Genomic DNA, 12417 nt, shown 5'->3' on the forward strand with positions numbered 1-12417 from the left:
TTATCAGGCACATTTCTACCGGAGATGGTATTGTCTGAACGCGGATTTTAATTCTTGTTATTTGTTTTTATAAAAGGTAATGTCATGAGATAAGGGACTGTATCTAAATATTCCCCATAAATCTTCTTTTCCTGTTTTGTATTTTGATTACGATATCGTTGATACCTGTGACAAGTAAATGATTACCGGTCATCTTAAGCTGGAGGGCATATTTATATGGCAGAACAACATTCATCAGCATGGTCACCTTTACGTAACCGTGTTTTCTTCATGTTATGGATAGCCACACTCTTTTCCAATATCGGGACCTGGATGAATGATGTTGGCGCTGGTTGGTTGATGACCAATTTAAGCCCGGACCCTGTTATGATTGCCGCTATTCAGGCAATGACCACGCTGCCCGTATTCTTGCTGGCGTTACCGGCGGGGGCTATTGCGGATATTTTCGACAAGAGAAAATTACTTATTCTTGTTAATATTATGATGCTGTGTGCCGCGTCTCTGCTCGCAATTATCGTCTATTTTAATGTTGTCAGTATCGGATGGTTATTATTCATCACGTTTATTCTCGGATCCGGCGCCGCGTTTTTAGGCCCGGCATGGCAGGCCATTGTACCTGCTATTGTTGAACCTCATGAATTAAAATCCGGGATTGCGTTAAACAGTATGGGTATTAACATCAGCCGGGCGATCGGGCCCGCGCTGGCCGGTATTTTGATTTCACAGGTCGGTCTTTATCTTCCTTTTCTTCTGAATGCGTTGAGTTTTATTGCGATTATTGCTGCGGTATGGTGGTGGAAAGGAGAAGAAAAAACGAACGGGAGTCTTCCGGCTGAATCTGTTGTTGCCGCAATGGTTTCAGGTTTGCGTTATGCCCGTTACAGCCCGGAATTAATGAGAACAATAATAAAGGCTGCCAGCTTCTTTGTTTTTGCCAGCGCGTATTGGGCAATGCTCCCGTTGGTGGTGAGACTCTCACTTCAGGGAGATGCAACATTATATGGCGTGTTAACAACCAGTATCGGGATCGGCGCTGTCTGTGGCGCATTCAGTTTGCCTGCGTTGCGTAAGCGACTCAGTGCCGGCGCTCTTATTACCTCAGGAACATTCGGTACTGCTGCCGTATTACTGATATTCGCCGGAGCAGCATCTCAATATGCCGCTATTTTCGCCAGTATTGTGGCTGGTTTCAGCTGGATTATTACCTTGTCAACGCTCATGATATCAGCCCAGACAGCGCTCCCGGACTGGGTTCGCGCAAGAGGGCTGGCCTTGTACCTGACCGTATTTTCCGGGTCAATGGCATTCGGTTCTCTGGTCTGGGGACAAATTGCCTCGCATACGTCAGTAACCACAGCATTACTTTCTGCCGCAATCGGTATTGTCGTTGTCTGGTTATGCGTATTAAAGGTAAAAATTAACCATGACAATATTAACTTGCAGCATTCAGACCACTTTAGCCTTGCTGAGGATGGTCTTAATGATATTACCGGCCATACCGGCCCGATGCTGGTGTCTGTTTATTATCATGTCGATGCTGAAAAGAATGGCCAATTTATCAGTTTGATGAAAAAGTTAAAAAATATCCGGTTAAGGGATGGCGGTTACGCCTGGGGACTGTTTGTAGTTCCTGAGAAATCCAATGAATTTATTGAAACATTCATGGTGTCGTCATTGGCTGAACATCTGCGTCAGCACGACAGAGCGACTGTCGATGACAGACAAATACAGCAGCAGCTGGATGACGTCATTCTGAATAAAAAAGCAACACACTATTTTTCTGCGAGTGTAGCGGAATCCTTTGTCATACAAGAGGAATAAAAATAAGCGTTCAGCTTATACCGTCTGGTGAATAATAGAACGTTGTGGGGCGGCAGGACTGAATCACGCATCATCCTGTCTGCCGCGTGGCAATGTAGAAATGCAAAATCACAAGACGATGGCTGATTGTGGTGGTTTTACTGAACCCGGCAGATGTCAGGAGAGATATGTATGGTGTCCCCTGCAGGAATCGAACCTGCAACTAGCCCTTAGGAGGGGCTCGTTATATCCATTTAACTAAGGAGACGAGGCGGCACGAGTATAGCGTTTTTTACCCTGCACAGTAAGTATATCGCCGCCTGACTGCTCAAACTGTCGCCATTCAGGACTGTTTTTTCTGCTTTTCTGCTTTCTTTCCGGCACGCAGCCTGGCCTCTTCTTTGCGTCTGGCGCTCATATCATTACGGATCTGCGCATGGCTCATAAGCGCGAAGATGAATGTACCGCCGCAGATATTCCCCGCCAGCGTGGGCAAAGCAAAGGGCCAGAAAAAGTCGCTCCAGTGCAGCGTGCCGTTAAACACCAGATAGAGGATTTCAACCGAACCCACGACGATATGAGTCGTGTCAGCGAGGGCGATAAGCCAGGTCATCAGAATGATCACCACGATTTTTGCGGCGCCGGCAGCAGGAAACATCCATACCATTGTGGCAATGATCCAGCCGGAAATAATGGCATTGGCAAACATCTCGCCAGGGCTGTTTTTCATCACATCCATGCCGATTTTGACAAACGCATCACGCGTTTCTTCGTCAAATATAGGCATATATTCAAAAGCCCATGCGGCGATGCCAGTACCGACTACGTTGCCCAGTAACACCACGCTCCAGAGCCGCATCAGCAGACCCGCGTTGCCCATCGTCGGGTTTTGCATCACCGGCAGAACGGCGGTGACGGTATTTTCAGTAAACAACTGCTGGCGCGCCATGATGACGATGATAAAACCAAAGGTATAACCCAGATTCTCAAGTAAAAAACTGCCGGGGACGCCGTCCAGCTGTACGTGAAAAATACCTTTCGCCAGTAGCGAGGCGCCCATTGAGAGCCCTGCGGCAATGGCTGACCACAGCAGCGCCATAGCGTCACGCTCCAGCTCTTTTTCGCCGTCCTGGCGGATATGTTCGTGAATCGCCATCGCGCGTGAGGGGAGGCGATCCTCGTCGACCTCTATCTTTTTCCCGCGTTGTTTTTCTTCGCTTTCGACTTCGAGTTCGTCACTGTGTTGATCAATTTTCTCTTCGCTGAATTTATCCATTGTGAGACCTCGTGATGAACACATTTGTCTAAAGCGTAGTGGCTTTTATCCGACTGAAGGCAGGGCAAACTCTGAAATCGCAAAAAAGGCGACGCGCGTTTTTACCCGCCCGGTTAGAATGAAACCCGCCATGAGCCAGAGTTACAGGCTATGATCAAATCAACAAGAATCAGTATATAGACATCATTTGACGTGCTGTTACAATCGCTCACACCTAAACAGGCGGATACGGTCTCGTTCCGTCATGGATGGCAATCAGCGATAGCCATAATCAACAGGGAGACATTTATGAAGCTTCGCCTGTCGGCGCTTGCGCTGGGGAGCACACTGCTGGTGGGATGTGCAAGCTCCGGTACAGAACAGCAGGGGCGTTCAGATCCGCTCGAAGGATTTAACCGCACTATGTACAACTTCAACTTTAACGTGTTGGACCCGTATGTCGTTCGACCGGTCGCTGTCGCCTGGCGTGATTATGTTCCGCAGCCTGCCAGAAATGGTTTGAGTAATTTTACCAGCAACCTCGAAGAGCCTGCGATTATGGTGAACTATTTCCTGCAGGGCGATCCCTATCAGGGCATGGTGCACTTCACCCGCTTCTTCCTGAATAGTATTTTGGGGATGGGGGGCTTTATTGATGTTGCGGGGATGGCGAATCCAAAACTACAGCGTGTTGAACCGCACCGTTTCGGCAGTACGTTAGGCCATTACGGCGTGGGGTATGGCCCCTACGTGCAACTTCCGTTCTATGGCAGCTTCACGCTGCGTGAAGATGGCGGTGATATGGCCGATACCCTTTATCCGGTTCTCTCCTGGCTCACCTGGCCGATGTCGATCGGTAAATGGACCATTGAAGGAATTGAAACCCGCGCGCAACTGCTGGATTCCGATGGTCTGCTGCGTCAGTCTTCCGACCCGTATATTCTGGTGCGTGAAGCATACTTCCAGCGTCATGACTTCATCGCTAACGGCGGGAAGCTTAAACCGCAGGAAAACCCGAATGCCCAGGCGATTCAGGACGATCTTAAAGAGATTGATTCTGAATAACCACACGAGGCCAATAAAAAAGGTGAGTCAAAAGACTCACCTTTTTTTACGTCTGATGAAAATCAGAACGCGTAGTTAAAGTTCGTACCGAACAGCCAGGCTTTACCGTCAGACTTGAAGGAGTAAGCTGCCGGGCCTTCCCCTTCGGTGAATTTCACGTTCTGACCGTGCATATAGGATGCGCCAACGTCAATAGAAGCATCTTCATTGAAGGCGTAAGTTGCACCCGCGCTCAGCCACAGACGGTCCTGATCGGGAATAGAAATGGAACGTTTGTTTGCCGGAACCGGGCTATCGTCATACGCGATACCGGTACGGAAAGTCCAGTTCTTATCGTAGTAGTAGGTCGTACCCAACGCGATACGGTACGCATCCTTAAAGCTTTCATCTTTATAGAAGAGCGTCTGGCCGTCGTCGCCTTTGGCTTTTAACTCCTGGAACTGGCTCCAGCTGGTATAAGTCAGGCTATAGTGGATAGCCCATTGCGGCGCGACGCGGTTATAACCGGAGATTTCCCACATTTCAGGCAGGTTCAGGGTTAAGGAACCATTCTGTGTTGCGCCGCCAGTGCCGTATGGCAGGCTTGAAAGCCCCATACTGGCGAAAATATTGTTCAGATTTGGGTTAATGGAGCTTTTGTAATCGCCTTCGAAGTCGATTTTCACTTCAGAGCGGTAGGTCAGACCCCAACGGTTATCCTTGTCGAGTTCATACAGGATACCTGCGTTCCAGCCGAATCCCCACTCATCACCCTTCAGGTGGGCGATCTGGGAGTCAGGGGAGTTAATGCCATCCGTCCACTGAGAGGGTACGCCTTGTCCAACCAGCTGTTGTGAAAGCACCGGACCGAGGGAACCCGCATAGCGCTCAATTTTAGCCTTCGCGTAAACCGCATCAAAACCAACCCCGAAGCTCCAGCTATTATTCAGGCGATAGGCGCCGCTGAGGTTCAGGTTCACCGTTTGCAGGTCTGTTTTACCGCCATAGATACCGGCTGAATAATCTTTATTGAATTCGGTGGCGAGGCCGTAGTTGGAGGTAATGGATGCCCCCCAACCGAACTGATCGTTGATCGGCGCAACGAAGTGTAGGTTAGGAACCCACGCTGTTGGCGCAATATTATTCGCGTTGGCATTTTGCCCGGTTAAGTTAGAGCGGCCGGTCACATTGACATCTGGATCGATATACACCGCACCCGCAGAGAAGGTGGGGCGATCGAACATCATAATTAACGCCGGGTTGCGGCTAACGTTACCGGCATCATCTGCGATAGCGCCTTCACCCGAATAAGCCCGGCCAAGGCCAGAGGAAGAAAATTCGTTTAACTGAAAGCCTGCAGACCAGGCCTGTGTGGAGACGATTGCCACTGCGACTGCGAGAGCAGACTTTGTAAACAGGGTTTTCTGGCTCATGACCATAACCTCATCGATTTATTTTTATACAAACTATGTTACATGCCGTAACAGGAGCGCGAAGTGTAGGGTCTGAGGTACGACAGAGAAATCAGACCAGTGGCGTGAGTATAGGTCTGACCAGCTGGAATGTTGCAAGTATGTTTATAATATTTTTCAATTGTGATCGTAGAAACGCGATCCAGCTGGCAAATTTGAGGCCTGGCGCACTCACTCGATTGGGCGATTTTTGTTTTAGATCATTTTTAAGTGTGATTTCGGTCACTTATCCCATTTTGCATCATTAACGACTGGAGAGCCTTTTTCCACGAGCGTAAAATATCCTCAATATTTATCTGGCACCTTGAGTGCAAATACAGAGGAAATCTACAATGAGTAAATGCAGTGCTGATGAAACCCCGGTTTGCTGCTGTATGGATGTTGGCACCATTATGGACAACTCCGATTGCACCGCGTCCTACAGCCGTGTGTTTGAAAACCGCGAGCAGGCCGAAGAAACGCTGGCGGCTCTGACAGAAAAAGCGCGTGGCGTGGAGTCTGAACCTTGCCAGATTACATCCACCTTTACCGAAGAAGCTGAAGGCGTGCGTCTGGACATCGACTTTGTCTTCGCCTGCGAAGCTGAAACGCTGATCTTCCAGCTGGGTCTGCGTTAATCCCCTTCTTTGAATGCCCCTGTCAAATTCTGGCAGGGGCATTTTCGTAACCCTCTGTTACTATCCTCTGTGTCTTAGCTCTCACTTTCTGGCGTCTCCGCTTGGCGAAATGTAAAAAATTGGTTAAGACTGTGATCAGGTCAGACCACTTATTTTATTTTTTTACAGGGGAATGTTATGAGTCAGGCTTTACCACTGGTTACCCGCCAGGGCGAGCGTATCGCCATTGTAAGCGGATTACGTACGCCGTTTGCTCGTCAGGCCACCGCTTTTCATGGCATTCCTGCTGTTGAGTTGGGAAAAATGGTGGTTGGGGAATTGCTGGCGCGCAGTGAAATACCTGCCGAGGTTATTGAACAACTGGTTTTTGGCCAGGTGGTGCAAATGCCTGAAGCCCCCAACATCGCCCGGGAAATTGTGCTGGGTACGGGGATGAATGTTCACACCGATGCCTACAGCGTAAGCCGGGCGTGCGCGACCAGTTTTCAGGCGGTAGCGAATGTTGCGGAAAGCCTGATGGCGGGGACGATTCGCGCGGGGATTGCTGGCGGCGCGGATTCCTCCTCCGTATTACCTATTGGCGTCAGCAAAAAGCTGGCGCGTATACTGGTGGACGTCAATAAAGCCCGCACGACCGGGCAAAAACTCAAACTCTTTTCCCGCCTGCGTCTGCGAGACCTGATGCCTGTTCCGCCCGCGGTCGCTGAATATTCCACCGGGCTGCGGATGGGCGATACGGCCGAGCAAATGGCGAAAACCTATGGCATTACGCGTGAGCAGCAGGATGCGCTGGCGCATCGTTCTCATCAACGAGCCGCGGAGGCCTGGGCCGAAGGTAAACTGGCGGATGAGGTGATGACAACATATGCGCCGCCGTATAAAGAGCCTTTCTCTGAAGACAATAATATTCGTGGCAACTCTACTCTGGCTGATTATGCGAAGCTGCGCCCCGCGTTTGATCGACAACATGGGACGGTCACGGCGGCGAACAGTACGCCGCTGACGGATGGCGCGGCAGCCGTCATCCTGATGACGGAGTCTCGCGCTAAAGAACTTGGCCTGGCGCCGTTGGGCTATCTGCGTAGCTATGCGTTTACCGCAATTGACGTCTGGCAGGACATGCTGCTGGGCCCGGCCTGGTCGACGCCGCTGGCGCTGGAGCGGGCCGGATTAACGCTGGCCGATCTCTCGTTAATTGATATGCATGAAGCCTTTGCCGCTCAGACGCTGGCTAACATTCAACTGCTTGGCAGCGAGCGTTTTGCCCGCGACGTGCTGGGCAGGGCGCATGCGACCGGGGAAGTGGATGACAGCAAGTTTAACGTCCTCGGCGGGTCGATTGCCTATGGACATCCGTTTGCTGCGACGGGGGCGCGGATGATCACGCAAACCCTGCATGAGCTACGCCGTCGGGGAGGCGGTTTTGGCCTGGTGACCGCGTGCGCAGCGGGGGGTTTAGGGGCGGCAATGGTTCTGGAGGCGGAATAATGGACATGACATCGGCTTTCACGCTTAACGTGCGTCTGGATAACGTCGCGGTCGTCTCTATTGATGTCCCCGGTGAGAAAATGAATACCCTGAAGGCGGAGTTCGCGACGCAGGTTCGCGCCATCCTGAAACAGATTCGGGAAAACAAGGCGCTGCGCGGTGTGGTTTTTATTTCTGCGAAGCCGGATAACTTTATCGCGGGGGCGGATATCAACATGATCGGCAACTGCAAAAGCGCGCAGGAAGCTGAAACGCTGGCGCGTCAGGGCCAGCAGATAATGGCTGAAATTCAGGCGTTGTCTGTTCCGGTTGTCGCCGCCATTCACGGCGCGTGTCTCGGCGGTGGGTTAGAGATGGCGCTGGCTTGCCATCGGCGCATTTGTACTGATGATGCGAAAACCGTGCTGGGTCTGCCGGAAGTGCAACTGGGGCTGCTGCCAGGGTCTGGCGGTACGCAGCGATTACCGCGCCTGGTTGGGGTGAGTACGGCGCTGGACATGATCCTCACCGGTAAGCAGTTACGGCCAAAACAAGCGCTCAGGGTTGGTCTGGTGGACGAAGTCGTGCCGCACGCCATTTTGCTTGAGGCCGCCGTGGAACTGGCGATTAAAGGGCGTTCCGCTCAGCGGAATTTACCGGTGCGTGAACGTATTCTGGCCGGGCCGCTTGGGCGCACGCTGCTGTTTCGCATGGTCAGTAAAAAAACCGGGCAGAAAACGCAGGGTAATTACCCGGCGACAGAGCGAATCCTTGAGGTGATTGAAACCGGGCTGGCGCAGGGAAGCAGTAGCGGATACGACGCGGAAGCGCGGGCGTTTGGCGAACTGGCGATGACGCCGCAGTCGCAGGCGTTGCGGAATATCTTTTTTGCCAGCACCGAAGTGAAAAAAGATCCGGGGAGCGACGCGCAGCCTGGTCCGTTAGCCAGCGTAGGCGTGCTGGGCGGAGGTCTGATGGGCGGCGGTATTGCTTACGTGACGGCCTGTAAAGGCGGCTTGCCGGTTCGCATCAAAGATATTAATGCCAAAGGCATCAACCACGCGCTGAAGTACAGCTGGGATCAGCTTGAAACCAAAGTTCGCCGCCGCCATATCAAAGCGGGCGAACGCGACAAACAGCTGGCGCTAATCTCCGGCTCAACGGATTACCGCGGCTTCTCGCATCGGGATCTGGTTATTGAAGCGGTGTTTGAAGATCTGGCGTTAAAACAGCAGATGGTGGCGGAAGTCGAGCAAAACTGCGCTCCTCACACCATTTTTGCCTCCAACACCTCATCTTTACCCATCGGCGACATCGCGGCTAACGCGGCCAGGCCTGAGCAGGTGATTGGTTTGCACTTCTTTAGCCCGGTAGAAAAAATGCCGTTGGTGGAGGTCATTCCTCATGCGACAACCTCCGCGCAGACGATCGCCACGACCGTTAAGCTGGCGAAAAAACAGGGCAAAACGCCGATTGTGGTCAGCGATAAAGCCGGGTTCTACGTTAATCGTATTCTTGCCCCGTATATCAACGAAGCAATACGGTTGCTGACCGAAGGCGAACGCGTTGAAGCGATCGACGCCGCGCTGGTCAAGTTTGGTTTTCCGGTCGGGCCAATCCAACTTTTGGATGAGGTTGGCATCGATACAGGCACTAAAATTATACCTGTACTGGAAGCCGCTTACGGCGAACGTTTTAGCGCGCCTGCAAACGTTGTTGCCTCAATTTTGAATGACGATCGCAAAGGCAGAAAAAATGGTCGCGGTTTCTATCTTTATGGCGTGAAAGGGCGTAAAAGCAAAAAACAGGTCGACCCTGCAATTTATAGGCTTATTGGTATGCAAGGGCAGAGCCGACTTTCTGCGCAGCAAATGGCTGAGCGGTGCGTGATGTTAATGCTCAACGAAGCGGCGCGCTGCTTTGATGAGAAGGTGATCCGCAGCGCGCGTGATGGCGACATCGGCGCGGTATTTGGTATTGGTTTTCCGCCGTTTCTTGGCGGCCCGTTCCGTTATATGGACACTCTCGGCGCGGGTGAAGTGGTTGCGGTTCTGCAACGACTGGCTACGCAGTATGGCGACCGGTTTACCCCGTGCGAGCGCTTATTGCGGATGGCTGAACGCGGTGAACGTTTCTGGAACAGTGGGGAAACAGACCTGAAGGAATAAGGTCATATCAGGACGAGACCGCACCGAATGACTGTGTGGTGGTCAATTTGTAAACAAAGATTGACTATACTTACGCCATTGAGGTAAAAAACAGCGTTTCATTCGGTGAATGGATAAGGCACAATGCCGGCCACCGCATTTTTATCATACCCGTCAGGGTTTTTGCTAAGAATGTGGGTGATTCTGGTTAACAAAAGCGGTGCAATATGCAAGTTTTTATCATGCGTCACGGCGACGCGGCCCTCGATGCCGCCAGTGATTCGGTTCGTCCCTTAACCTCGTGTGGTTGTGACGAATCCCGCCTTATGGCGAACTGGCTGAAAGGTCAAAAAGTGGATATCGAACGTGTTCTGGTGAGCCCGTTTCTACGAGCCGAACAAACGTTGGATGTGGTAGGGGAGTGTATGAACCTGCCTGGTAATGTGGACGTTTTGCCGGAGCTTACTCCTTGCGGCGATGTCGGTATGGTCAGCGCCTGGTTACAGACGCTGGCGAATGAAGGCGTCGCATCGGTGTTAGTGATCTCTCACCTGCCTTTGGTGGGATATCTGGTGTCTGAACTCTGTCCTGGCGAGACGCCGCCAATGTTCACCACATCTGCGATTGCCAGCGTAACGCTTGATGAAAGCGGCAAAGGGATTTTCAACTGGCAGATGAGCCCGTGTAATCTGAAAATGGCAAAAGCGATTTAACGTTATTATCGTCGGTTGGATACTGTGCCTGATGGCGCTTCGCTTATCAGGCCTACAGTCTGCACTGAACCCGCAGGCCGGATAAGGCGCCTGATAGCGCTTCGCTTATCAGGCCTACAGTCTGCACTGAACCCGCAGGCCGGATAAGGCGCCTGATAGCGCTTCGCTTATCAGGCCTACAGCCTGCACTGACCCCGTAGGCCGGATAAGGCGCTTGCGCCGCCATCCGGCAATCGGCATTGTCAGGGAAGCTCCGGCGGCAACCACTCTTCTACTTCAATCAATACCAACAGCGCAGCGTCCCCGCCGTACTCTTTTGGCGCCTGATGGAAGGCCATAACGTGCGGATGTTGCGCCAGCCATAACGGCGTTTGTTGCTTAAGAATATGCTTTCCGTGGCCGTGCATCACACAGGCGCAAAAGACATGCTCGCGGCGACAGGCGGCAATCAGCGCCCCCAGCTCTTGTTTGGCCTGCTGTTGCGTCAGACCGTGCAAATCCAGGAACAACTCCGGCGAATAGTCGCCCCGACGCATTTTCTTCAGCTCAAAATGGCTGACGTCGGCACGTACATATTTCACCGGGCCGTCGGTATTCAATAACGGTTGAAATTCATCGGAGAAATAGTGGCTGGCATCAGCCTGCTCCTGTATCAGACGCTTGACCGGGACTTCTGTGATTTTTTTACGTTGCGGTCGGTGGACAATGGTGTCCTGCTTAATCTGGCGGGTGCCGGTCATTAACTGCCGGAACAACGCCTGGTCCTCCTCGCTGAGCGATGTTTTCTTTTTCATTCGAACGTCTCATCTTTTATTTTGCGTTAGTTTACCCGACTCAGGGGACATTCGTTCAGCCAAAACGCAATTTTCACGCTCTGGCGCCGCGTGAGTGCTGATTTATCGCCGTCTTCGTGGCAAACTAGCCGCCGAATTTAATGCGAGCATGCCCTGGAGGAATACGTGGATAAAATTTTCGTCGATGAAGCAGTGAGTGAGCTGCATACCATTCAGGACATGTTGCGCTGGGCGGTAAGCCGGTTTAGCGCGGCGAATATCTGGTATGGTCACGGCACGGACAACCCGTGGGATGAGGCCGTACAGCTGGTACTGCCGTCACTTTATCTGCCGCTGGATATTCCAGAAGACATGCGCACCGCGCGCCTGACGTCCAGCGAACGTCACCGCATTGTTGAACGGGTCATTCGCCGTGTCAACGAACGTATTCCGGTGGCCTACCTGACCAATAAAGCCTGGTTCTGCGGCCATGAATTCTATGTTGATGAACGCGTATTAGTGCCACGTTCGCCGATTGGCGAGCTGATCAACAACCGCTTCGCGGGGCTTATCAGCGAGCAGCCGCACCACATTCTGGATATGTGTACCGGCAGCGGATGTATCGCTATCGCCTGTGCTTATGCTTTCCCGGAGGCGGAAGTGGATGCCGTTGATATCTCCAGCGACGCGTTAGCCGTAACTGAACACAACATTGAAGAGCACGGTCTGCTCAACCATGTCACGCCGATTCGCTCCGATCTGTTCCGCGATCTGCCGAAAGTGCAGTATGACCTGATTGTGACGAACCCGCCGTACGTTGATGCGGAAGATATGTCCGATCTGCCGAATGAATATCGTCATGAACCTGAACTGGGCCTGGCGTCCGGCACTGACGGTTTAAAACTGACCCGCCGTATTCTGGGCAACGCGCCGGACTACTTGTCCGATGACGGTATTCTGATTTGTGAAGTCGGAAACAGCATGGTACATCTGATAGAACAATATCCCGATGTACCGTTTACCTGGCTGGAGTTCGATAACGGCGGCGACGGCGTCTTTATGCTGACGAAAGCGCAGCTCATTGCGGCTCGCGAGCATTTCAGCATCTATAAAGATTAATCAACGGTCA

The 12417-nt window shown here is 52.1% G+C and carries 10 protein-coding genes and 1 tRNA gene; 7 read left to right on the forward strand and 4 right to left on the reverse strand.

Annotated elements, in window-relative coordinates:
• The first annotated feature begins 216 nt into the window (after positions 1–216).
• Positions 217–1821: an MFS transporter gene (locus OGV83_RS11055; protein ID WP_248622924.1), complete on the forward strand. Its 1605-nt coding sequence runs from the start codon at positions 217–219 to the stop codon at positions 1819–1821.
• Positions 1822–1993: 172 nt separating this feature from the next.
• On the opposite strand, the gene OGV83_RS11060 is transcribed toward OGV83_RS11055, so the two are convergent.
• Both OGV83_RS11060 and OGV83_RS11065 read right to left on the reverse strand, forming a co-directional pair.
• A tRNA-Arg gene (locus OGV83_RS11060) sits at positions 1994–2068 on the reverse strand.
• 75 nt (positions 2069–2143) lie between these two features.
• Positions 2144–3076: a formate/nitrite transporter family protein gene (locus OGV83_RS11065; protein WP_012131426.1), complete on the reverse strand. Its 933-nt coding sequence runs from the start codon at positions 3074–3076 to the stop codon at positions 2144–2146.
• A 288-nt stretch (positions 3077–3364) separates the two neighbouring features.
• Between OGV83_RS11065 and mlaA the strand changes: the two genes are divergently transcribed.
• Positions 3365–4120, forward strand: coding sequence for a phospholipid-binding lipoprotein MlaA (gene mlaA, locus OGV83_RS11070; RefSeq protein ID WP_024130145.1), 756 nt, complete (start codon positions 3365–3367; stop codon positions 4118–4120).
• 62 nt (positions 4121–4182) lie between these two features.
• Here the strand turns inward: mlaA and fadL are convergent, their stop codons facing one another.
• A complete protein-coding gene (gene fadL / locus OGV83_RS11075) occupies positions 4183–5532 on the reverse strand; it encodes a long-chain fatty acid transporter FadL (RefSeq protein WP_024130146.1) in 1350 nt (449 codons plus the stop codon).
• Positions 5533–5903: 371 nt separating this feature from the next.
• Between fadL and OGV83_RS11080 the strand changes: the two genes are divergently transcribed.
• From OGV83_RS11080 to sixA, 4 genes are all read left to right on the forward strand, one after another.
• Positions 5904–6188 carry a YfcZ/YiiS family protein gene (locus tag OGV83_RS11080; protein WP_134769192.1) on the forward strand — a complete coding sequence of 95 codons (285 nt, stop codon included), beginning with the start codon at positions 5904–5906 and terminating at the stop codon, positions 6186–6188.
• Positions 6189–6365: 177 nt separating this feature from the next.
• Entirely contained in the window at positions 6366–7676 is a 1311-nt protein-coding gene (fadI, locus tag OGV83_RS11085) for an acetyl-CoA C-acyltransferase FadI (protein WP_286463587.1), read from the forward strand.
• The gene (fadJ, locus tag OGV83_RS11090) at positions 7676–9823 is read left to right on the forward strand and encodes a fatty acid oxidation complex subunit alpha FadJ (RefSeq protein WP_286463589.1); all 2148 of its coding nucleotides are present in this window, start codon (positions 7676–7678) and stop codon (positions 9821–9823) included. Before fadI ends, fadJ begins: the two co-directional genes overlap by 1 nt.
• Before the next feature lie 206 nt (positions 9824–10029).
• Positions 10030–10515, forward strand: coding sequence for a phosphohistidine phosphatase SixA (gene sixA, locus OGV83_RS11095; protein WP_047462281.1), 486 nt, complete (start codon positions 10030–10032; stop codon positions 10513–10515).
• Between the two features lie 242 nt (positions 10516–10757).
• Here sixA and smrB read toward each other — a convergent pair whose 3' ends face one another.
• Complete coding sequence (gene smrB, locus OGV83_RS11100) at positions 10758–11309, reverse strand: endonuclease SmrB (RefSeq protein WP_012131437.1); 552 nt, start codon at positions 11307–11309, stop codon at positions 10758–10760.
• 165 nt (positions 11310–11474) lie between these two features.
• Here smrB and prmB point away from each other — a divergent pair, with 165 nt between their 5' ends.
• Complete coding sequence (gene prmB, locus OGV83_RS11105) at positions 11475–12407, forward strand: 50S ribosomal protein L3 N(5)-glutamine methyltransferase (RefSeq protein ID WP_012131438.1); 933 nt, start codon at positions 11475–11477, stop codon at positions 12405–12407.
• Positions 12408–12417 lie beyond the last annotated feature (10 nt).

The organism is Citrobacter sp. CK189 (assembly GCF_030333505.1).
GTDB classification, from domain to species: Bacteria; Pseudomonadota; Gammaproteobacteria; order Enterobacterales; family Enterobacteriaceae; genus Citrobacter_B; species Citrobacter_B koseri.

What these genes read in the sequence shown, in the direction of transcription:
- OGV83_RS11055 (WP_248622924.1), top strand. Translation starts at nt 217, where the DNA reads ATGGCAGAACAACATTCATCAGCATGGTCACCTTTACGTAACCGTGTT.
- OGV83_RS11065 (WP_012131426.1), bottom strand. Translation starts at nt 3,076, where the DNA reads ATGGATAAATTCAGCGAAGAGAAAATTGATCAACACAGTGACGAACTC.
- mlaA (WP_024130145.1), top strand. Translation starts at nt 3,365, where the DNA reads ATGAAGCTTCGCCTGTCGGCGCTTGCGCTGGGGAGCACACTGCTGGTG.
- fadL (WP_024130146.1), bottom strand. Translation starts at nt 5,532, where the DNA reads ATGAGCCAGAAAACCCTGTTTACAAAGTCTGCTCTCGCAGTCGCAGTG.
- OGV83_RS11080 (WP_134769192.1), top strand. Translation starts at nt 5,904, where the DNA reads ATGAGTAAATGCAGTGCTGATGAAACCCCGGTTTGCTGCTGTATGGAT.
- fadI (WP_286463587.1), top strand. Translation starts at nt 6,366, where the DNA reads ATGAGTCAGGCTTTACCACTGGTTACCCGCCAGGGCGAGCGTATCGCC.
- fadJ (WP_286463589.1), top strand. Translation starts at nt 7,676, where the DNA reads ATGGACATGACATCGGCTTTCACGCTTAACGTGCGTCTGGATAACGTC.
- sixA (WP_047462281.1), top strand. Translation starts at nt 10,030, where the DNA reads ATGCAAGTTTTTATCATGCGTCACGGCGACGCGGCCCTCGATGCCGCC.
- smrB (WP_012131437.1), bottom strand. Translation starts at nt 11,309, where the DNA reads ATGAAAAAGAAAACATCGCTCAGCGAGGAGGACCAGGCGTTGTTCCGG.